At 70.2% G+C, this 19,881-nt stretch carries 22 protein-coding genes; 15 read left to right on the forward strand and 7 right to left on the reverse strand.

The window, feature by feature from the left end; translation table 11 throughout:
• Positions 1–14 precede the first annotated feature (14 nt).
• Positions 15–674, forward strand: a complete 660-nt coding sequence (locus tag RWQ91_RS09600) for a helix-turn-helix domain-containing protein (protein WP_314505334.1) — start codon at positions 15–17, stop codon at positions 672–674.
• 1 nt (position 675) lies between these two features.
• Here the strand turns inward: RWQ91_RS09600 and RWQ91_RS09605 are convergent, their stop codons facing one another.
• Positions 676–1,680, reverse strand: coding sequence for an o-succinylbenzoate synthase (locus tag RWQ91_RS09605; protein ID WP_314505337.1), 1,005 nt, complete (start codon positions 1,678–1,680; stop codon positions 676–678).
• Between the two features lie 177 nt (positions 1,681–1,857).
• On the opposite strand from RWQ91_RS09605, the gene RWQ91_RS09610 reads away from it, so the two are divergent.
• From RWQ91_RS09610 to RWQ91_RS09630, 5 genes are all read left to right on the forward strand, one after another.
• Positions 1,858–2,202, forward strand: coding sequence for a helix-turn-helix transcriptional regulator (locus tag RWQ91_RS09610; protein ID WP_314505339.1), 345 nt, complete (start codon positions 1,858–1,860; stop codon positions 2,200–2,202).
• Position 2,203: 1 nt separating this feature from the next.
• Entirely contained in the window at positions 2,204–3,169 is a 966-nt protein-coding gene (locus tag RWQ91_RS09615; RefSeq protein ID WP_314505342.1) for a permease prefix domain 1-containing protein, read from the forward strand.
• Between the two features lie 16 nt (positions 3,170–3,185).
• The gene (locus tag RWQ91_RS09620) at positions 3,186–3,983 is read left to right on the forward strand and encodes an LLM class F420-dependent oxidoreductase (RefSeq protein ID WP_314505345.1); all 798 of its coding nucleotides are present in this window, start codon (positions 3,186–3,188) and stop codon (positions 3,981–3,983) included.
• An 89-nt stretch (positions 3,984–4,072) separates the two neighbouring features.
• Complete coding sequence (locus RWQ91_RS09625; RefSeq protein ID WP_399546227.1) at positions 4,073–4,948, forward strand: 1,4-dihydroxy-2-naphthoyl-CoA synthase; 876 nt, start codon at positions 4,073–4,075, stop codon at positions 4,946–4,948.
• A complete protein-coding gene (locus tag RWQ91_RS09630) occupies positions 4,948–6,102 on the forward strand; it encodes an AMP-binding protein (protein WP_314505351.1) in 1,155 nt (384 codons plus the stop codon). Before RWQ91_RS09625 ends, RWQ91_RS09630 begins: the two co-directional genes overlap by 1 nt.
• Before the next feature lie 18 nt (positions 6,103–6,120).
• Here the strand turns inward: RWQ91_RS09630 and RWQ91_RS09635 are convergent, their stop codons facing one another.
• A complete protein-coding gene (locus RWQ91_RS09635) occupies positions 6,121–6,504 on the reverse strand; it encodes a VOC family protein (RefSeq protein ID WP_314505352.1) in 384 nt (127 codons plus the stop codon).
• Between the two features lie 65 nt (positions 6,505–6,569).
• Between RWQ91_RS09635 and RWQ91_RS09640 the strand changes: the two genes are divergently transcribed.
• The gene (locus RWQ91_RS09640) at positions 6,570–7,550 is read left to right on the forward strand and encodes a 1,4-dihydroxy-2-naphthoate polyprenyltransferase (RefSeq protein ID WP_314505354.1); all 981 of its coding nucleotides are present in this window, start codon (positions 6,570–6,572) and stop codon (positions 7,548–7,550) included.
• Here RWQ91_RS09640 and RWQ91_RS09645 read toward each other — a convergent pair.
• A complete protein-coding gene (locus RWQ91_RS09645) occupies positions 7,506–7,832 on the reverse strand; it encodes a DUF4229 domain-containing protein (RefSeq protein WP_314505356.1) in 327 nt (108 codons plus the stop codon). The genes RWQ91_RS09640 and RWQ91_RS09645 overlap by 45 nt on opposite strands.
• A gap of 78 nt (positions 7,833–7,910) precedes the next feature.
• On the opposite strand from RWQ91_RS09645, the gene RWQ91_RS09650 reads away from it, so the two are divergent.
• From RWQ91_RS09650 to RWQ91_RS09685, 8 genes are all read left to right on the forward strand, one after another.
• Positions 7,911–8,393 (forward strand): PLD nuclease N-terminal domain-containing protein, encoded by a 483-nt coding sequence (locus tag RWQ91_RS09650; protein ID WP_314505359.1) that lies wholly within the window; start codon positions 7,911–7,913, stop codon positions 8,391–8,393.
• On the forward strand, positions 8,393–10,201 hold the full coding sequence (gene menD / locus RWQ91_RS09655; protein ID WP_314505360.1) for a 2-succinyl-5-enolpyruvyl-6-hydroxy-3-cyclohexene-1-carboxylic-acid synthase: 1,809 nt from the start codon (positions 8,393–8,395) through the stop codon (positions 10,199–10,201). Before RWQ91_RS09650 ends, menD begins: the two co-directional genes overlap by 1 nt.
• A 25-nt stretch (positions 10,202–10,226) precedes the next feature.
• Entirely contained in the window at positions 10,227–11,090 is an 864-nt protein-coding gene (locus RWQ91_RS09660; RefSeq protein ID WP_314505362.1) for a polyphosphate kinase 2 family protein, read from the forward strand.
• Between the two features lie 61 nt (positions 11,091–11,151).
• Positions 11,152–11,520: a PadR family transcriptional regulator gene (locus RWQ91_RS09665; RefSeq protein WP_314505364.1), complete on the forward strand. Its 369-nt coding sequence runs from the start codon at positions 11,152–11,154 to the stop codon at positions 11,518–11,520.
• Positions 11,517–12,413, forward strand: a complete 897-nt coding sequence (locus RWQ91_RS09670; protein WP_314505365.1) for a permease prefix domain 1-containing protein — start codon at positions 11,517–11,519, stop codon at positions 12,411–12,413. The genes RWQ91_RS09665 and RWQ91_RS09670 overlap by 4 nt, the downstream gene beginning before the upstream one ends.
• A gap of 71 nt (positions 12,414–12,484) precedes the next feature.
• Complete coding sequence (locus tag RWQ91_RS09675; RefSeq protein ID WP_314505368.1) at positions 12,485–13,516, forward strand: ABC transporter ATP-binding protein; 1,032 nt, start codon at positions 12,485–12,487, stop codon at positions 13,514–13,516.
• Positions 13,513–14,322, forward strand: coding sequence for an ABC transporter permease (locus RWQ91_RS09680; RefSeq protein WP_314505370.1), 810 nt, complete (start codon positions 13,513–13,515; stop codon positions 14,320–14,322). The genes RWQ91_RS09675 and RWQ91_RS09680 overlap by 4 nt, the downstream gene beginning before the upstream one ends.
• Before the next feature lie 21 nt (positions 14,323–14,343).
• Positions 14,344–16,014: a DUF885 domain-containing protein gene (locus RWQ91_RS09685; protein WP_314505373.1), complete on the forward strand. Its 1,671-nt coding sequence runs from the start codon at positions 14,344–14,346 to the stop codon at positions 16,012–16,014.
• Positions 16,015–16,017: 3 nt separating this feature from the next.
• Here the strand turns inward: RWQ91_RS09685 and RWQ91_RS09690 are convergent, their stop codons facing one another.
• From RWQ91_RS09690 to RWQ91_RS09705, 4 genes are read right to left on the reverse strand one after another with little or no spacing between them, the layout of a single operon-like run.
• Complete coding sequence (locus tag RWQ91_RS09690; RefSeq protein ID WP_314505375.1) at positions 16,018–17,016, reverse strand: LLM class flavin-dependent oxidoreductase; 999 nt, start codon at positions 17,014–17,016, stop codon at positions 16,018–16,020.
• Entirely contained in the window at positions 17,013–17,336 is a 324-nt protein-coding gene (locus tag RWQ91_RS09695) for a TIGR04076 family protein (RefSeq protein WP_314505378.1), read from the reverse strand. The genes RWQ91_RS09690 and RWQ91_RS09695 overlap by 4 nt, the downstream gene beginning before the upstream one ends.
• Positions 17,333–18,583 carry an amidohydrolase family protein gene (locus RWQ91_RS09700; protein ID WP_314505381.1) on the reverse strand — a complete coding sequence of 417 codons (1,251 nt, stop codon included), beginning with the start codon at positions 18,581–18,583 and terminating at the stop codon, positions 17,333–17,335. The genes RWQ91_RS09695 and RWQ91_RS09700 overlap by 4 nt, the downstream gene beginning before the upstream one ends.
• Positions 18,580–19,848, reverse strand: coding sequence for an isochorismate synthase (locus RWQ91_RS09705; RefSeq protein ID WP_314505383.1), 1,269 nt, complete (start codon positions 19,846–19,848; stop codon positions 18,580–18,582). Before RWQ91_RS09705 ends, RWQ91_RS09700 begins: the two co-directional genes overlap by 4 nt.
• Positions 19,849–19,881: the final 33 nt, after the last annotated feature.

Consider the following 19,881-nt stretch of genomic DNA (forward strand, 5'->3'; position numbering starts at 1 on the left):
CGAGAAGAGGAGCGATGACCGACACCGTGGATGTGCCGCCCAGCGGCCTGACCTCGCGCCGTCGGGAGGCGACGCGCCAGAAGCTGCTGGATGCCGCCGCGCAGGTCTTCGCCGAGGAGGGGCTGGATGCGGCATCCGTCGAGGCGATCTGCGAGCGCGCGGGCTTCACGCGGGGCGCGTTCTACTCGAACTTCGAGACGAAGGACGAGCTCTTCCTCGAACTCGCCGGCCGCGTGGCCCGGGCGCGTGTGGACTCCGTGCGTCAGCGCGTCGCACAGCTGGAGCGCGAAGGCGATCTCGAAGACGTGGCGACCGATGCGCTCGCGGTCGTCCAGGAGGTTCTGGACGTCTCGGGCGATGACCGGCTCGCGATCCTGCTGATGAGCGAGATCCGCATCCATGCGCTGCGCGACCCGCAGCTGGGCTCGGCCTACCTCGCCCAGGACGCCGAGATGCGGGCGAGCGTCGCGCAGATCATCACCGACATCGGCACGGCCAAGCACATCGTCTTCCGTCTCCCCGCCGACGAGGTCGCGCGGCTCATGCTCACCGTCTGGGAGACCGAGTCCGTGCGCGCGACGATGGCGGGGCTGGACTATGCGGCGGTGTGCCGCCAGACGAGCGAGCAGCTGGCCCGGGTCGCGGAGCTCGTGATCGTCGCGCCCGGGGGCTGACTCAGGCCCGGGTGAGCTCGGAGTGGCAGCGCGCGATCCGCGCGTGCCACCATTCGCGGCGATCGTCGGATGCCGCATGCGCGTCCAGCAGTGCGGGCTCGGGCACCACGCGACCCACGGAGAGCGAGCCGCCCTGCGGCGTCAGTCCGGGGGCGATCACATCCGCTCCGAGCAGTGCGGCAGTGCCGAGCCCGCAGTCGTACTCGAGGTCCGGAAGTGCGGCGGCCAGCGCCACGCCCATCGCCAGCCCCACCGAGGTGTCCAGGGCGCTGGAGACGACCGCGGGAAGGCCCGCGTCGGCGACGATCCGGAGGGCCTGGCGAAGGCCGCCGAGCGGCTGCGCCTTGACCACCACGATGTCCGCCGCGCCGGCACGGGCGACCGCGATCGGATCGGCTGCCTTGCGTACGCTCTCATCCGCAGCGATCGGAATCCCGAGGTACTTGATCCGCCGGTGCAGCTCTGCCAGCTCGTCCACCGAGGAGCACGGCTGCTCCACGTATTCGAGATCGAACTCGGTGAGCGCGTGGATCGCGTGCTCGGCTTCGTCGAGGTTCCAGCCGCCGTTCGCATCGACCCGGATCCGACCCTCGGGGCCCATCGCCGCGCGCACCGCCCGCACGCGGGCGACGTCGTCCGCCAGCCGCTGCCCGGATTCGGCGACCTTGACCTTCGCCGTGCGGCACCCGTCGAAGCGTGCCAGGATTCCGGCGACCGACGCCGGGTCCACCGCGGGGACCGTCGCGTTGACGGCGACCCGGTCGCGCAGCGGCGCGGGTGCCGGCATCCACCCGTAGTCGATCGCGCCCGCAAGCCAGGCCGCCGCCTCCGCGTCGTCGTACTCCACGAACGGCGAGAACTCCGTCCAGCCCTCGGGCCCCTCGAAGAGAACGGCTTCGCGCACGTCGATGCCGCGGAACCGGGTCACGAGCGGCAGCGAGACGACGCGCGCCGTGGCGAGCAGGTCGGCGAGGGACGGAAGGGATGCTGCGGCGTCGGTGCTCACCCGACCATCATGCCCTGCCGCCTTCCGCGCCGCGCGGCGCCGCCCGGTCCGCTGCCCCCATCGCTGACTTGTCGTATATGCATGCGGCGCGCGGCGTGTCGCGTGCATTCACGACAAGTCGAGCTGACAGCAAAGTGTGATTGACGTTAGTGTGTATCACACAGTACAGTGTGGGACATGAGTGAAACCGAAGCGCTCGAGACGCACCTGCAGGAGCTGCGGCGCGGGACGGCTGTGCTCGCGTGCCTGCGCCTGCTCGTCACGCCCGGGTACGGCTACAGCCTGCTCGAAGAGCTGAGCGCGCGCGGGTTCGACACCGACGCGAACACGCTCTATCCCCTGCTTCGCCGACTGGAGAAGCAGGGACACCTGACGAGCGAGTGGAACACCGATGAGGCGCGGCCGCGCAAGTTCTACCGCACGAGCGCCGCGGGCTCGCGGCTCGCGGCCGCGCTCACGACCGATTTCCAGGCGATCGCAGCCGCGATCGGCGCCCTACCCGGCATCCACGAGGAGGACTGAGATGGACACCACCACCCTGACCGACCGCTACGTCACCGCGGCGATGCGCACCGTGCCCGAGAAGCAGCGGGACGACCTCGGTGCTGAGCTGCGGGCCTCGATCGCCGATCAGGTCGACGGGCGCATGGAGAATGGCGAGCACCACGCCGCGGCCGAACGCGCGGTGCTCACCGAGCTCGGCGACCCCGACAAGCTTGCCGCCGGCTACACCGACCGGCCGCTGCACCTGATCGGACCGAAGTACTACCTCGAGTGGTGGCGCTTGCTGAAGCTGCTGCTGTGGATCGTGCTCCCGGCTGCCGCGTTCGGCATCGCGCTCGCCGAGACCCTGGAGGGCCAGCCGATCGGATCGATCATCGGCGGCGTTGTGGTGACGCTGATCTCGGTCGCCGTGCACTTGTGCTTCTGGACGACGCTGGTCTTCGTGATCGTCGAGCGCACGGGCGCGCGGGCGGGCTCGTTCACCGAGTGGAGCGTCGACCAGCTGCCGGAGCCGCGGCAGCGCGGCGTCGGGTTCGCCGACCTCATCGTGTCCCTCGTCTTCCTGGCGCTGGCAGCGGGCGCGGTCATCTGGGATCTGACGATCGGCTTCGTTCCGGCATCCGTCTCCGGCGCGGGCGAACCGCTGCCCTTCCTCAACCCGGCCTTGTGGCCGTGGTGGATCGCCGGGCTGTTCGTGCTCATGGCCCTCGAGGCGACGCTGGCCGTCGTGGTGTACCTGATCGGCCGGTGGACTCCGGCGCTCGCGGTCGCGAACGCCGTTCTGGCCCTGGCCTTCGCGGTGCCGGCGCTGCTCCTGCTGTCGCAGGGCCAGCTTCTGAACCCGCAGTTCTTCCCCACGGTCGTCGGAGCGGGCGGCGCCGAGGTGGCCGCGATCGTGAACGTCGTCTTCGGATTCGGCATCGTGCTGATCGCCGTCTGGGACATCATCGATGTGGTCCTCAAGACGGTCCGCTCCCGACGCTGAGACCTAGGCTGGAAGGATGCTTACCGATACCCCCGTCCGGTTGGGCGTCCAGCTTCAGCCCCAGCACGTCACCTATGCGCAGATGCGGGATGCCGTCCTCCGCCTCGAGGAGATGGGGGTGGACATCCTCTTCAACTGGGACCACTTCTTCCCGCTCTCCGGCGACCCGGATGGCCTGCACTACGAGTCGTGGACGATGCTCGGCGCGTGGGCCGAGCAGACCGAGCGCGTCGAGTTCGGTGCTCTGGTGAACTGCAACAGCTACCGCAACCCCGACCTGCAGGCCGACATGGCCCGCACGATCGACCACATCAGCGCCAAGAACGGGCAGGACGGGCGGTTCATCTTCGGCACCGGTGCCGGTTGGTTCGAGAAGGACTACGACGCGTACGGCTACGAATTCGGCACCCCGGGCTCGCGCCTGGACGACCTGGCCGACGGGCTCGCCCGCATCCACGCGCGCTGGGATGTCCTCAATCCCGCCCCGACGCGCAAGATCCCCGTGATGATCGGGGGCAAGGGCGAGCAGAAGACGCTGCGGCTCGTGGCCCGATACGCCGACTACTGGCACAGCTTCGTGACGCCGGAAGAGCTGCCGCACAAGCTGTCGGTCATCCAGAAGTGGGCCGAGCGCGAGGGCCGCGACACGTCGAATCTGGTGCTGTCCAACGAGTTGCAGCGCCGCGGCACCGATGCGGCCGACGCCCTGTTCGACGGCGGCGTGCGCCTGTTCACCCTGGGCTTCCCGGGTCCGGACTACGACTACGACAAGGTGCGCTCCTGGCTCGCCTGGCGGGACGCCAAGAACGGCTGACCGGTCGGCGGACTCGCCGCGATCGACGTCATCGGCGGCCCTAGGCTGTGCGAGTGAGCGTTTCCGAGTTGTTCGACGAGAACCAATGGATGCCGGCACCCGGCTCCGAGGACTACACCGACATCACCGCGCACGTGTCGGTGGACGGCCGGATCGCGCGCGTCGCCTTCGACCGGCCCGAGGTGCGCAACGCGTTCCGCCCGCACACGGTGGACGAGCTCTACCGCGCACTCGATGACGCGCGGCAGGACCCGCGGATCGGCGTCGTGCTGCTCACCGGCAACGGTCCGAGCCCCAAGGACGGCGGCTGGGCGTTCTGCTCGGGTGGCGACCAGCGCATCCGGGGCCGGTCCGGCTACCAGTACGCCGAAGGATCTGCGCCCGACAAGCGCGACCCCAGCCTTGCCGCGATGGGACGCCTGCACATTCTCGAGGTGCAGCGGCTGATCCGCTTCATGCCGAAGGTCGTCATCGCCGTCGTTCCGGGGTGGGCGGCGGGCGGGGGACACTCGCTGCACGTCGTGTGCGACCTGACGATCGCCAGTGCCGAGCACGGCCGTTTCAAGCAGACCGACGCCGATGTGGGCTCGTTCGACGCCGGCTACGGCTCGGCGTACTTCGCGCGCCAGATCGGGCAGAAGTTCGCACGCGAGGTCTTCTTCCTCGCGGAGGAGTACTCGGCTCAGCGCGCGTACGAGATGGGCGCCGTGAACCGCGTCGTTGCGCATGTCGACCTCGAGCGCGAAGCGCTGGCGATGGCCCGGACGATCCTCACCAAGTCGCCGACTGCGATCCGCATGCTCAAGTTCGCCTTCAACGCTGTGGACGACGGCATGGTCGGCCAGCAGGTGTTCGCCGGCGAGGCGACGCGACTGGCGTACGGAACCGACGAGGCCGTCGAGGGCCGCGACTCGTTCCTCGAGAAGCGCGATCCGGACTGGTCCCCGTACCCCTGGCACTACTGATGCGCCTCGAGCCCGTCATCGGCGACGATCCGCGCGAGATCCTGCGGGGACTTCGCGGCGCGCTGCACGGCGCCGGTCCGGCTCTGGGACTCGGCCTGGTGCACGACCTGCCCGCGGAGGTGCGGGCCGGGGCGGCGGTGGTCGTCACGACATCGGGTTCGACCGGGATCCCCAAGAGCGTGATCCTCAGTCGCGACGCCCTGACGGCCGGAGCCCTTGCCACGGCCGACCGCATCGGCGACGGTGCGTGGCTGCTGGCCCTCCCGGCGACCTACGTCGCCGGTATGCAGGTGCTCGTGCGCTCGATCGTCGCCGACCGCGAACCCGCCTGGCTGAGCGGTGCCTTCACCCCTCAGGCGTTCTCCGCGGCGGCGCTCATGATGGTCTCCACCGACCGGGGTGAGCGGGTGCCGACCTACACCTCGCTCGTCCCGGCGCAGCTGTCGAAGCTGCTGGATGCCGCCGCCCAGGACTCGACGGTGCTGACGGCGCTGCGCTCATTCGAGACGATCCTCGTCGGGGGGCAGGCGATCCCGGCGGCCACGCTCGAACGCGCCCAGCATGCCGGGGTGCGCATCGTGCGAACCTACGGCTCGACGGAGACGAGCGGAGGATGCGTGTACGACGGGGTGCCGCTGCGCGGCGTCGCCGTGCGCATCGCCGACGGCGAGGTCCGGGTCGCGGGTCCCACGCTCGCGGACGGCTACCTCGGGGACAGCGCCGCGACCCAGGCGGCATTCGTGCACGACGATGCGGGGGTGCGGTGGTACCGCACCGGCGACGCCGGAATCATCGAGGGTGACGTGCTGCGGGTGCGGGGCCGGATCGACAACGTGATCGTCTCAGGCGGCATCAACGTGTCGCTGGACCGCGTCGAGCGGATCGTGCGCACGATCCCCGGGCTGGAATCAGCGGTCGTGGTCGGCGTCCCCGATGAGCGCTGGGGTGAGGCATCCGTCGTGGTGGTCGCCCGTGGCGAGGCGCTGCGCCGCAGCGAATCGACCCAGCTCGCCGAGGCTCGCATCGCGGTGGCCGACGAGGTCGGCGCACATGCTCGCCCGACGCGCCTGGTGCTGGTGGACGATCTCGCGACCCTCCCCAGCGGCAAGCCCGACCGCGAGACGATCAAGGCCGCCGTCGCCGCGCTGCACTGATCCGCAGCACCGCTCGGCTCACGCCGCCGATTGCGGGCCCGTGTCCACGACGCAGAATCGGTTGCCCTCGGTGTCTTCGAGGACGACCCAGTCCGCGTCCTCGGGGTAACCGTCCCAGTCGACCTCGCGTGCGCCGAGGCCGAGCAGCCGGGCGATCTCGGCTTTCTGATCGTCGGCGTACAGGTCGAGGTGGATGCGGGGCGGGTAGCTCTGGGGATAGCCGGTGACCGACAGCGCGATGCTCGCACCGGGAGCATCCCACGACTCCTTCCCGGGCGGGTCGAGGATCACCCAGTCCTCCGTAGCAGGGCGCCTCTCGACGTAAGCGAGGGCCGCACGCCAGAACGCCCCCGCACGCGTGATGTCTTCCACGGTCAGCACGACCGAACCGATGCTCAGCATCCGGCCAGTCTCCGCGTCCGCTCCTCGCCGAGCCAGGGGGTTGCGAGGACATAGGATGACTGCTCGTGGCAGGCACCCCCAGCAAGAAGCGCAAGCGTCCCGGACCGAAGAAGCAGCCCCCGCGCGGAAATCCGCAGAAGGTCAGCGAATCGCGCGGCCCGCGGCACGTCGAGAAGGCCACGTTCGGCGACTGGGTCGGCGCCGCACGCCTGCGGACGCTCCCGCTCGCCGTCACGCCGGTCCTCATCGGCACGGGCGCCGCGATGATCGTCGACGGCCTGTTCCACTGGGTGCTCGCACTGCTGTGCCTCGTGGTGTCGGTGAGCCTGCAGATCGCGGTGAACTTCGCGAACGACTACAGCGACGGCATCCGCGGCACGGACAACCACCGCGTCGGTCCCGCTCGCCTGACCGCATCGAAGAAGGCCTCGCCGCGCGCGGTGCTCACCGCAGCCCTCGTCTTCTTCGCGATCGCCGCCGCGGCAGGGCTCGCGCTCGTGGTCCGCAGCGGACAGTGGTGGCTGCTGCTCGTGGGCGCCGCGTGCATCGTCGCCGCGTGGTTCTACACCGGCGGCAGGAAGCCCTACGGCTACTACGGGCTCGGCGAGCTGTTCGTCTTCGTCTTCTTCGGCCTGGTCGCCACGGTCGGAACGACGTTCGTGCAGGTGCTCGCCGTGCCGCAGGAGGCGTGGTTCGGCGCCGTCGGCGCCGGCCTGCTCGCCTGCGCCGTGCTGCTGGCCAACAACCTGCGCGACATCGACCAGGACCGCACGGCGCACAAGCGCACGCTCACCGTGCTGATCGGCCGCCGTTGGACACGGGTGCTGTTCACCGTTTTCGTGCTGGCGCCGTTCCTGATCTCGTCGTACCTGGCGCTGTTCTACCCGATCGCGTGGCTCGCCCTGCTGGCGCTGCTGGCCGCCCTGCCGGCGATCCTGATCGTGTGGACCTACCGCCTGCCGCGGGAACTCGTCGTCGCGCTGAGCCTCACGTCCCTGACCTCAGTCGCGTACGGGGCGTTCCTGCTCTGGGCGTTCATCGGCTGAGCTCGGTTGTGCTGCCGCGGTCGCATCGGCCACCGCATCCTCGACGTCCTCGTCGCTCGTGGTCGCTTTGAGGCTCGCGCGCCGCTCCGCCAGGCCCGTCGTCACCTCGGTCAGAGGCCGGCGCAGGAACAGCAGCGAAAGGCTGAGCCCGATGAGGGCCGCGAAGATCGCCGCGAGCCAGTAGAGGTCGCGGAAGATCGGAAACAGCATCAGGATGCCGAACGGCACGAGGAATGCGAGCAGCCTCAGCACCGTGTAGAGAAGGGCGGAGCGGGCTTTCACCCCTTCATCGTAGATCGCCGCCGTGTCGGTCCGGTCACGGGCGGGGCCGCGCGCCCGCTGCGCGCCTAGGATGGAACCGTGACTCGAGTGCTGCTGATTCTGGCGCTGGTCCTGACCGCTTTCTGGGTCTACACCATCGTCGATTGCAGTGTGCAGCCCGCGAACCGCCATCGCGGTGTGAGCAAGCCCATCTGGATCCTGATCGTGATCTTCCTGCCCGTGCTCGGCGGACTGCTCTGGCTCTTCGTCGGCCGCGTGCGCCGCTCCACGATCATCGCCCGTCGCGCACCGGATGACGATCCCGAGTTCCTCGAGAAGATCGGCACGCTGAGCGACCAGGACGAGCGCATCCGCCGCCTCGAAGAAGAGCTCGCGCTGCTGGATGCCGAGGACGACGACCCGCGCTGGACGCCCGGTGGCGGCATCCCCGGCACGACGGCCGGCACTCCCGCCGCCGGAACGCCCACCACGGGCAAGCCCGCGCCCGACTCGCCTCGCGGAACCGATCGCCCGACCGACGGTGACGACGACACGCGCGGTCAGCGCGGCGTCGCCGGCTAGTGGTTCCCGAACGACACCGCGCTGCACCCGCGACCGATGCGGCGGCCGCTCTGCTCGGTGCGCTCGTCGATCTCGGCGTCCGGCACATCGTGCTGAGTCCCGGGTCGCGATCGCAGGCGCTCGCCCTCGTCGCAGCGGAGCTCGAGGCCCGCGGGGCGGTGCACCTGCACGTGCGCATCGACGAGCGGGTGGCCGGCTTCACCGCGCTGGGCATCGGACGCGAGACCCGGATGCCGGCTGTCGTGGTGTGCACGTCGGGCACCGCGGCGGCGAACCTGCTCCCGGCGTCGCTCGAAGCTCACCACTCCGGCGTGCCGCTGCTGCTGCTGACCGCCGACCGCCCGCCCGAATTGCGCGGTGTCGGCGCGAACCAGACCACGCGACAGCTGGGGATGTTCACGCCCAGCACGCGGCTCGAGGCGGACCTGCCCGTTCCCGAGACGATCGACGACGAGGGCGACGCAGAGCAGAGCGTCATGCTGCGGCAGATCGCGATCGATGCGGTGCAGGCTGCGCTGGGCGCGGGGACGCGCGCGCCCGGCCCCGTGCACCTGAACCTTCCGTTCCGCGAGCCGCTCGGCGGGGATCTTCCCGCGTGGCTGAGCATGCCGACCGCGGAGCTGAGCGTCGCGGCGGACGTCGATCCCGACGCCGCGCCGGTCGAGGACGTGGCCGAGGACGAGGCCTCCGGTGCGCTCTACCAGGGGGGTGGAGGGATCGGTGAGGCCGACCTGCCCACCGAACCCGACGATCTCCCGTTCGTCCTGACGCGAGGACCCCGCACCGTGGTGATCGCCGGCGCGGATGCCGGGCCCGATGCCGAAACCCTCGCGCATCTGGGTGGATGGCCGCTGATCGCGGAGATCGTGAGCGGGGCGCGCTTCGGGCGGAACCTCGTGCACGGGTACCGACGTCTGCTCGCGGACCCGCAACTCGGCGGGCGCGTCGAGCGGGCGATCGTGCTCGGACACCCGACGCTCAGCCGCGAGGCCACCGCCCTGCTCTCCGACGCCGACATCGAGGTGCTGGCCGTCCGAGGCCCCGGCGAGCCGCTGAACCTCAATGGCGCGACGACAGCGGTGGATGCGATTGCGGTCGACGCGGGGGAGGCGGACCGGGAGTGGCTCGGCGCCTGGCTGCAGGCCTCGCGCACGGCATCCTTCGATCTCAGTCCGCCGGCGCCCGACGTGGACGGACTCGCGTCCGCCGTGCCGGCCGAGCGACTCGGCGCGATCCAGACCGAGATGGCCGTGATCCGCGCGCCGCTGGATCGTGAGGTGCTGGTGGATGCCGTCTGGCGTGCGACCTGGCCGCACGACCGCCTGATGTTCGGCTCGTCGCGGCTGGTGCGGGTCGCCGACAGCGTGCTCGGCGGCAAGAAGGTGCCGGTGCACTCCAACCGCGGTCTCGCGGGAATCGACGGCACGGTGGCGACCGCAACCGGCATCGCGCTCGCCTCGCAGCTCGGCGAGCGGCCGGGAGTCACCCGTCTCGTGCTGGGCGATCTCGCGCTGCTGCACGACGCGGGAGCGATGCTGCTGCCGCCGGGCGAGGATGAACCGCGCATCCAGGTGATCGTCGGCAACGACGGCGGCGGTACGATCTTCGACAGCCTCGAGGTGCGCGGTGTCGCGTCGCCCGAGGCCATGGACCGGGTGCTGTACACGCCGCAGACCGCCCGGCTCGAGCATCTCGCGCAGGCGTACGGGTGGGAGTACATACGCGTGACCACCCGCGCCGGCCTGGACCAGGCGCTGACAGCGCCGGTCAGCGGCCGGCAGCTCGTCGAAGTTCCCCTGCCGCGCTGAGCCGTGCTCCCGGCATGATGGCAGGATGACCCACAAGAGCGAGAAGAACTGGAGCGGCGATCCCGCCGAACTGCTGCGCGCGGGGGAAGGCTTCGTCCTGTCGGGCGTCGATCCCGACGAGACCCCCGGGTATTCCGAGGGCAAGGATGCTGCGGCCGAGGACTTGGCTATCGGCGTGGACGACCTCGACGAGCTGCAGGAGCGCCTGTTCGCTCAGAGCCGGACCGATGCGTCGGATGCCTCAGTGCTGCTGCTGCTGCAAGCGATGGACTCGGCGGGCAAGGGTGGCGTCATCCGCCACGTCGTGGGGTCGGTCGACCCGCAGGGCGTGATGCTCACGGCTTTCAAGAAGCCGACGCCGGAGGAGCTCGAGCACGACTTCCTGTGGCGGGTCCAGAAGCACGCGCCGCAGCCGGGGTACATCGGAGTGTTCGACCGTTCGCAGTACGAGGACGTGCTCATCGGCAAAGTGCGTTCCCTCGCGCCTGCCGAGGAGATCGAACGCCGCTACGACGCGATCAACGTTTTCGAGAAGCAGCTGACCGACGCGGGCACCCGCATCGTGAAGGTCATGCTGCACATCTCCTACGCCGAGCAGGGCGAACGCTTGATGGAGCGCCTCGACCGGCCCGACAAGCACTGGAAGTACAACCCGGGCGACATCGACGAGCGCGCCCGCTGGCCGCATTACATGGACGCGTACCAGACCGTGTTCGAGCGAACCTCGACCGATCATGCTCCGTGGTTCGTCGTGCCGGCGAACCGCAAGTGGTACTCGCGGCTGGCGGTGCAGCAGCTCCTGCTCGGAGCCCTGCGCGAGATCGATCCGCAATGGCCTTCTGCGACGTTCGACGTCGCGGCGGAGAAGAAGCGGCTCGCGGCGACGTAGAGAACATCGTCCCGCTCGGGACGCTGTGTGGTCCAGTACTTGATCTGATATAGTACCTGTTATGACACAGGACGACGCGTTCGCGGCAGATCTGCTGCGTGGGCACACCGACACGATCGTGCTCAGCGTGCTTCGTCGCGGCGACCGCTACGGCTTCGAGATCTACAAGGCGATTCGCGATGCGACCGGCGGACGCCATGAGATCAAAGAGGCAACGCTGTATGCCACTTACCGGCGCCTCGAGAAAGACGGCCTCGTCGAGTCCTACTGGGGCGACGAGACCCAGGGCGGCCGTCGCAAGTACTACCGCATCACGGATGCCGGCAGAGCGGTGTACCGGGGCAATGTCTCCGCGTGGGTCGCCACGCGCCGCATCATCGACTCTCTCTTGGACATCAAGGCCACGGACGCGAAGGAACCACGATCATGAGCACCGATATCCACCGCCTTCTGGACGACGCCTTCGTCGGCGTCGAGATGACTCCCGACGTTCAGGACCTGAAAGAGGAGATCAGAGCCAACCTGATCGCGCGGACCTGCGAATTGGAGGCGTCCGGCCGAACGTCCAGGGATGCCGCTGCGCAGGCGATCGCGGAGCTCGGCGACGTGCGCGTGCTGCTGGACGGCGTCACGAGTTCCGGGCCGAGCGGCGCACCCGCCGAAAGCCAGCACGCGGCGTTCCTGCGCCATCATGTGCGGCCCAAGACCGGCTTCGTGGTTCGCGTGGTCATCTGGTCATTGATGGCCACTCTGGGGATCGTCCTGGCGACACTCGGCGCCACCGGCGTGCTGAGATCATCGGCCGCTGCCCTGATCGGACTGGTCGCGTTGGCATCTGCTGGACTCGGCCTCATCGTCGGCGATTCGTTGTCGCAGGAGACGACTACCCATCATCCGATGCCGTCCCGCCGCGCAGGCGGGTACGCGCTCGCCACGGTCCTCGCCGCCGCCGGGCTGGGCGTGGCCGGTCTGGTCGCGCTCACCGCCTTGCCGATGTGGTGCATCGTCTTTTCCGCCCTCGGCGTGATCGCGGCGATCGTCCTGTTCGCTTTCCTCGCCGCAAGCCAGACGAACCGCACCAAAGCCTGGGTGCGCGCGAACGGCGGGGCCGGCGAAGTTCCGAATCGCTTCGAAGAGGAGCCCGAGACCGCTGCGCGCTTCGGCATCTACACCGCGGTCATCTGGGCGCTGACCTTCGCGGTCGTCGTGGTGCTCATCTTCACGGTCGGCTGGTGGTGGTCTCCGCTGGCGTTGATCGGCGGATTCGCCGTGATGATGCTCGTGCTCGCCCGCATGATGTTCGGACCCCGAAGAACGCCGTAGGCGCTCCAGCGCTCCACCGGCGCCGCACGAAGCGCGCATTTCCGCACGAATCGACAGAAGGGACGTTCGCCATGCCTGCGAACAACAACAGCAACGCCATCATCGCCGACTCGCTCACCAAGGTGTACCCGGGGCGGGGGCGCAAGAGCGACGTGCGTGCTCTGGACGGCCTCAGTTTCGCCGTTTCTCCCGGCCGGGTGTTCGGCCTGCTCGGACCGAACGGCGCCGGCAAGTCCACGACCACCCGGATTCTCACCACTCTCTCCACGCCCACCTCCGGCGCGGCGCAGGTGGCCGGACTCGACGTCCATCGCGCCGCTGACGCCGTCCGCGCCGTCATCGGGTATGTCTCGCAGGGCTCGAGCACCGACCCGGTGCTCACCGCCGGTGAGAATCTCGAGATCGCCGGACGGATGCGCGGCATGAACGCCCCCGATTCCCGCGTGCGTGCGCGCCGGCTGCTGGATGAGTTCGGGTTGGCCGACGCCTCCCGTCGACGGGTGAGCACCTTCTCGGGAGGCATGCGGCGCCGGCTCGATGTTGCAGCGGCCCTCGTGCATCGTCCGCAGGTGCTCTTTCTCGACGAGCCGACGACCGGACTTGATCCCGAAGCCCGAGCGGCGATGTGGGCGGAGATCCGTCGGCTCTCGGCCGAGGAGGCTCTCACCGTCGTTCTCACGACGCACTACATGGAGGAAGCCGACCGGCTTGCCGACGACCTGCTCCTGGTCAACCGAGGCCGCGCTGTCGTGCAGGGCACGCCGGAACAGCTGAAGGCCGCCCTGCACGGCGACTCGGTGCGGGTGAGTCTGATCGAGCCGGATCCGACCGCGGTGCGCGCCGCCGTGGCAGCAGTCCCGGGCCTTACCGACGTGATCATCGAGGCGTCCGGAGTCGACGGGGTCCTGGCTGCACGTACCGACGACGCGTCAGCGTCCGTCGGCGCGGTGATCGGCGCTCTGGATGCTGCGGGCATCCGTTTCGGTCAGGTCTCCGCCTCGCATCCCACCCTCGACGATGTGTACCTGCACTTCGTCGGCCACACCTTCGGCGATTCCGCGAACACGTCCGAAGCCGCTGACACGACAGGAGTCGCCGCATGAGCACGTTCGCCCTTTCCCTGTCAGCCCCCGCCCGAGCAGGCTGGTTCACGCAAGCGGGCCAGGTGCTGCGACGCTGGCTCATCTCCAGCCTCCGGCAGGCGTGGGGACCGGTGATGTCGCTGATCCAGCCGATCATCTGGATCCTGCTCTTCGGTCAGGTCTTCGCCTCACTCGGCGTTCTGCCGGCCTTCGGCGGCGCGGGCTACATCGACTACCTCGTGCCCGGCATCCTCATGATGACCGTGCTCTACTCAGGCGCGTGGGCCGGCACGGGGTACATCGACGACATCTCATCGGGGGTGATGGATCAATACCTCACCTCGCCGATCGCGCGGTCGGCGATCATCTCCGGCCAGCTGGCGCAGCAGCTGATCGTCAGCCTTGCCCAATCACTCGTCGTGCTCGGCATCGGCTGGCTGGGAGGAGCGCGCTACCCGGGAGGAGCGGGCGGAATCCTCGCGGCGCTGGGTGTCGCCACTCTGCTCGCGTCGATCTTCTGCTGCGCCTCCAGCGCTGTCGCGCTGATCACCCGCAGTCAGATCGCGCTGATCAGCCTTTCGCAACTCATCGTCCTGCCGGCGACCTTTCTGTCGACAGCGATGATGCCCGCCGAACTGATGCCCGAATGGGTTCAGAGCGTGTCGCGCTGGAACCCGATGACATGGGCGGTGGAACTCGGGCGCGGCGGGCTGAGCGGCGAGTATCCCGCGAACGCCTGGTGGCAGGTGGCCGGCCTCACCGTGATCGCACTGCTCGCCTTCGCCTGGGCGGTGGGATCGATCAGGGCGTATCAGCGTTCGGTCTGAGCGTGTGCTTAGGCTGGGTCGGTGAACCACTCCACCGACCCCGTCCACCGGATCGCCGACGCCTATGTGGCGGAGCTCGCCGCGCACGAACCCGACGCGGCCCAGGCCGCGGGGCTGCCGAGCCCAGGGCCGTTGGCCGACATCGGGCCGGAGTGGCTGCAGCGCAAGTACGTGCTGCAGGGTGAGATGCTGGCGCAGCTGGACGCACTGGCGCCGGATGCCGGAGACCCCACCCTCCGGGCCGCGCTCGCCGAGCGCCTCGAGCGAGAGCGCCTTCTGTTCGACACCGGCTTCACGCCGCGGCTCGTCGCCGGCCTTGCGACGCCCGTGCACCTGATCCGCTACGCGGTCGAGGGACTCACGGTGACCGCGGACGCGGCCGGAGACGAGCTCGTCGCCCGGCTCGAAGCGGTGCCCCACGGCGTAGGGCAGTACATCGACGCCCTCCGCTGGGCGCGCGATCACGCCGACCGGTTCACCGGCACGGGCATCGCGCCGGTGCGGCAGCTCGACACCCTCGCCGATCAGGTCGCGCTCTGGGTCGACGCCGACTGGTTCGGGTCGCTGCCGATCGACGACGGGGTGGATGCCGAGACCCGAGCTCGCGTGCGCGCCGCCGCCGACGAGGCCAACGCCACACTCGGCGAACTCGTCGCCGTGCTGCGTGACGAGCTGCGCCCGGTCGCCCCCACGACCGACGGGGTCGGTGCGCAGGTCTACGCAGACCTCGCCGCCGCGATGCTCGGCGCCCGAATCGACCTGGCCGACACCTACACCTACGGGTGGGCGGAGCTGGAGCGCCTCGTCGACGAAGCTCGGCACCTCGCGCGGGAGCTCGGTGGAATCGGCGCCGACCCGGTCCGCTCCACAGCCGCGATGCTCGACGAGGACCCGCGCTACCGCCTCGACGGAGTCCCTGCGATCCGCGCGTGGCTCGAGCAGCGGGTCGCCGAGACCACCGACGCGCTCGCGGATGCGTTCGAGCTGCCGCCCGGCATCCACAGGGTCGACTGCGTGGTCGCCGAGGCCTCGAGCGGCGTGGTCTACTACACGCCCGCCCCGCCCGACGGGTCGGTGCCGAGCCGGATCGTGTGGACGATCCCCAGCGGAATCCCGGTCGCCGCGACCTGGCAGGAGGTCACGAGTGTGCACCACGAGGGCCTGCCCGGGCACCACCTGCAGTTCGTCGTGACCGCCTCGGACCCGGGTCTGCATCCGTGGCAGCGGCACCTGTGCCACATCCACGGGTATGCGGAGGGCTGGGCGCACTATGCCGAGCAGCTCGCCGACGAGCTCGGACTCATCCGCGACCCCGCCGAGCGGCTCGGGCTGCTGCTGGGACAGATCTGGCGCTCGGTGCGCATCGTCGCCGACATCGGCCTGCACACCGGCTGGCCCATCCCGCAGAACACCCTGGTCGCCGAATCCGGGTGGTCGCCGGAGCTCGCCCGGCGCATGCTCGTCGACTTCGCGCTCGTCGAGCCGCACCTGGCCGGGTTCGAAGTGGACCGCTACCTCGGCTGGCCGGGGCAGGCGCTCGCCTTCAAGGTCGGCGCGCGGCTGTGGAACGAGGCGCGGTCCGCGCGGCAGGCCGTCGACGGCGACGCGTTCTCGCTCCGGGACTTCCACCGCGACGCACTGGGTCTGGGTCCGATGGGCCTGGAGCCCCTGCGCGCACGACTGCTCAGCTGAGCGCTACCGCAGTTGCGGCAGCACCTCGACCCCGAGGAGCCGGATGCCCTCGGCCGCGTCGATGCCGTGCGGGGTTCCGAACTCGATGCGATCCACGCCGGCGTCGGCGAGCAGCTGCGCCTGCGCAGCGATGTCGTCGGGGGTACCTGCGAACGCGAACAGGTCCAGCACATCCCGCGGGACGAGACGGCCGGCGCCCTCCTCGTCCCCGTCGGCGAGGCGCGCGCGGATCGCCGGCAGCAGATCGTCGGGAAGCCGGACCGTGGGATCCAGCGCGGCGATCACGTCGAGGTACATCGCCACCTGACGCCGCGCGTGCGCGCGGGCGTGCTCGCCGTCCCGATCGACCACGGTCACCGCACCCAGCACCACACCGACGGACTCGGCGCCGCGGTGGGCGCGATCGAGCCCCGGCCGCAGTCGTTCGCGCACGACGGCGACCATCGCGGGGTTCGCGCTGCCCCCCACCTTGATCTCGTCGGCGAGCTCACCCGCCAGTGCCATGCCGTGCGGGCCCCACGAGCCGATCAGGATCGGTGCGCGCTCGCGCACGACCGGGTAGCGCAGTCGAACCCCCGTTTCGAGCCGGAACGCCGAGCCTTCGTAGCCCTCGCCCCCGCCGCCCAGCAGGGCCTGGATGACACCGACGGCATCGCGCAGATGCGACAGCGGCCGCGGAGCCTCGAGTCCGATCGCCTCGAGCCAGGACCCTCTCGCCAGCCCGAGGTAGGCGCGACCGGAGGAGGCGGCATCCACCGCGGCGAACTGCCCGGCGATCTCATACGGGTGCAGCGTGTACGGATTCCAGCACGCGCAGCCCAGGCGAATGCGCGACGTAGCGCCGGCCATCTCGAGCAGTGCGGCGATCGGAGGCTGGTAGAGCATGTCGGAGAACACGCTCACACCGTCGAAGCCGAGCTCTTCCGCGAGCTCGGCCAGCCGGGCGTACTGGCCGGGCGCCTTGTCGGTCTGCAGCCCGAGCGAGACCTGGAGCGGGCTCACGTCAGCTCGTCGGTCGGGATCGAGTGGATGCCGGTCCTCACGATCCGCATGATGAGGCGCTCGTCGGGGTCGGGGCAGGCGACGAGGTCGTCGCGCTCCAGCCAGTCGCCCGGAGGCAGCTGCCGCTGCTTGGCCGGAAGCAGCGGCATCACCGCCTGCAGCGCGTACAGGCAGAAGTGTCCGCCGTCGGGGAGGCACAGTCGGCTGCTCTGAACAAGGTCGATGTGGTCCCCGACCTTCATGCCGCAGACCGAGCGGCCCTCGATCCTCTCGACGACGACACTGAGGTCGTACAGTTCCGTGCGTTCGTCGCCGGTCATCGCGCCCGCCCCCGCTCCTGAACGGCGGCGTCGTCGCGCACCACGACGCCGCCCTTCATCACGAACTCGATGCCGCGCAGCGCCGACGTATCGGCGGTCGGGTCGCCCGGCATCACGATGAGGTCCGCGAAGCGCCCCGGCTGCAGCGTGCCCACCCGGTCGCCCGCGTCGAGCCAGCGCGCGGGCGCTGCGGTCGCCGCGGCGAGAACCTCGGATGCCGCCAGCCCGCCGGCCTGCATGTGCTCGAGCTCGCGCACGACCGCGCTGGTCCCTTCGAAGTCCCAGAACGGCGGCATGTCGCTGCCCAGCAGCACCTCCACGCCGGCATCGAGCGCGTAGCGGTAGGACTGCAGATGCCGGGGGCCCGCGTCGAGCGAGCGCTCCTGCATCCACGACGGGACCCCGAGGTCGTCGAAGAACGCGCCGGCCCTGGTCACGACGAGGGTCGGCACCAGCGCCACGCCTCGCTCGGCCATGAGCGCGGCGACGTCGGGCGTGAGTTCGTATCCGTGCTCGACGCAATCCAGACCCAGCTCGACGGCTTCGGCGATGATCGCCGCGGGGCCGGCGTGCGCGGTGACTTTGCGTCCCCACGCGTGCGCGGTCGAGATGGCGGCGCCCATCTCGGCGCGGGTCAGCTGGGGAGTGGTGATCTGCTCGTGCTCGCCGGCGATCCCGCCCGAGATCATGAGCTTGATCAGGTCGGCCCCCGCCTTGATCTGGCTGCGCACACCGTGGGCGAAGGCATCCGCGCCGTCGCATTCGAGGGTGTCGTCAGTGTCGTGGCCGTGCCCGCCGGTGCAGCAGAGGCCGCGTCCGGCGGTGAAGATGCGCGGACCGGGCACGTGTCCCGCCTCGATGGCGCGCCGCAGGGCGAAGTCCGCGCCACCCTTCTCGGCGACGCAGCGCACCGTCGTCACGCCCGACAGCAGCGTGCGCCTCGCGCCATCGGCCATGTAGAGCGTGAGCTCGTGGTCATCCAGCGCGCTCACGGCGTCGCCGCCCGGGCCGGGCAGCGAGAGCGAGAAGTGCGTGTGCATGTTGATCAAGCCCGGCATGACGAACGCTCCGCCGAGGCCGATCGCCTCCGCACCGGCATCCGCCTCCGGAACGATGGCGGAGATCACGCCCTCGCGGATGACGATCGCCCGGCCCTCCTGCGGTGCCGGGTCGATCCCGTCGACGAGTCGCAGGTTCGTCAGGACGGCGTCGCCCCGAGTGGGCAGAGACGCGACAGCCCCGCTCATGCGAGCGCATCCACGATCGGGCGGAACTTGACCCGGGTCTCGAGCAGCTCGGCCTCGGGATCGCTTCCGGCGACGATGCCCGCGCCGGCGTGGGCGCGCAGCGGAATGCCGTCACTCGCATCGAGATCGAACTGCGCGCACCGAAGCGCGATCGCCCACTCGCCGTCTCCGTTCGCGTCGACCCACCCGACGGGACCGGCGTAGCGCCCGCGGTCCAGCGGCTCGAGGCGCCGGATGACTCGCAGCGCGGCATCCGTGGGCGTTCCCGCGACGGCCGCGGTCGGGTGCAGGGCGGCGATGAGATCGAGCGCGGAAGCGCCGTCGCTCAGCTCGCCCTCCACATCGGTCGCGAGGTGGAAGACGTTGGGCAGTTTGAGCGTGAACGGCTGCTCGCTCGCGGCGAGGGCGCTCGTGTGCGGGCGAAGGGATGCCAGAACGCTCTGCACCGCGTAGAGATGCTCGTCCTGGTCTTTCGCGCTCGTGGCGAGGGCGAGGGATGCCGCGGTATCGGCGTCCGCATCGGCGCCGCGTGCGGCTGTGCCGGCCAGGACGCGCGCCGTCACCGTTCCTCCCGAGACCGTGACGAGCGTCTCGGGGCTCGCGCCGATGATGCCGTCCACGGCATACGTCCAGCAGTCGGGGTAGCCCGAGGCGAGCGCACGCGCCAAGCGGCGCAGGTCGGATCCGCTCGGGAGCGATCCGGCCAGCTCGCGCGCGAGCACGACCTTGCTCACCTCGCCGGCCGCGATCGCCGACAGCGCACCCCGCACCGCTGCCTGGTAGCCGGCGTGATCGAGCGCGCCGGGACCGAGGGTGGCGGACCAGTACGGCCCGAACTCCGTGCGCTGCGGAAGGTCGTCCTCCGATGCCGCGGCGGAGTCATCGTCGGCGCGCGTGATGCGCGTGACCCAGGAGCGTCCGGCCCGGCGCCCCACGATGAGCGACGGAACGCACAGCGTGCTGCCGGAGGACAGCGAGTCGAAAGCGAAGGATCCGAACGCGACCAGCCCGGTGCCCGGGAGCCTCAGAGGGTCGTTGATCTCGGCGTTCGCGGCTAAAGCACGCCACTGCGCGCCGAAGTCGATGCCCCCACCGGCGACGCGCACGAAACCGACAGTCTCGCCGTACGCGGCGATCGCATCAGTGCGCCGGCTCCAGTACGTGGGATTCGACGGCGACGCGAACGTGAGGACTTCCTCCTGCGGGTCCACCTCCCGCGTCACCACCCGCAGGCGAGGCGGCAGCGGCTCGCGCGGATCGGTCACCCCTCCAGCGTAGAGCGCTGCACCATGCGCGGG

This window comes from uncultured Microbacterium sp. (genome assembly GCF_963524805.1).
In the GTDB taxonomy this organism is placed as follows: Bacteria; Actinomycetota; Actinomycetes; order Actinomycetales; family Microbacteriaceae; genus Microbacterium.

Coding starts and splice junctions, on each gene's coding strand:
- RWQ91_RS09625 (WP_399546227.1), top strand. CDS start 4,073: ATGCCGGCACCCGGCTCCGAGGACTACACCGACATCACCGCGCACGTG.
- RWQ91_RS09630 (WP_314505351.1), top strand. CDS start 4,948: ATGCGCCTCGAGCCCGTCATCGGCGACGATCCGCGCGAGATCCTGCGG.
- RWQ91_RS09665 (WP_314505364.1), top strand. CDS start 11,152: ATGACACAGGACGACGCGTTCGCGGCAGATCTGCTGCGTGGGCACACC.
- RWQ91_RS09610 (WP_314505339.1), top strand. CDS start 1,858: ATGAGTGAAACCGAAGCGCTCGAGACGCACCTGCAGGAGCTGCGGCGC.
- RWQ91_RS09680 (WP_314505370.1), top strand. CDS start 13,513: ATGAGCACGTTCGCCCTTTCCCTGTCAGCCCCCGCCCGAGCAGGCTGG.
- RWQ91_RS09635 (WP_314505352.1), bottom strand. CDS start 6,504: ATGCTGAGCATCGGTTCGGTCGTGCTGACCGTGGAAGACATCACGCGT.
- RWQ91_RS09660 (WP_314505362.1), top strand. CDS start 10,227: ATGACCCACAAGAGCGAGAAGAACTGGAGCGGCGATCCCGCCGAACTG.
- RWQ91_RS09600 (WP_314505334.1), top strand. CDS start 15: ATGACCGACACCGTGGATGTGCCGCCCAGCGGCCTGACCTCGCGCCGT.
- RWQ91_RS09615 (WP_314505342.1), top strand. CDS start 2,204: ATGGACACCACCACCCTGACCGACCGCTACGTCACCGCGGCGATGCGC.
- RWQ91_RS09700 (WP_314505381.1), bottom strand. CDS start 18,583: ATGAGCGGGGCTGTCGCGTCTCTGCCCACTCGGGGCGACGCCGTCCTG.
- RWQ91_RS09670 (WP_314505365.1), top strand. CDS start 11,517: ATGAGCACCGATATCCACCGCCTTCTGGACGACGCCTTCGTCGGCGTC.
- RWQ91_RS09620 (WP_314505345.1), top strand. CDS start 3,186: ATGCTTACCGATACCCCCGTCCGGTTGGGCGTCCAGCTTCAGCCCCAG.
- RWQ91_RS09695 (WP_314505378.1), bottom strand. CDS start 17,336: ATGACCGGCGACGAACGCACGGAACTGTACGACCTCAGTGTCGTCGTC.
- RWQ91_RS09675 (WP_314505368.1), top strand. CDS start 12,485: ATGCCTGCGAACAACAACAGCAACGCCATCATCGCCGACTCGCTCACC.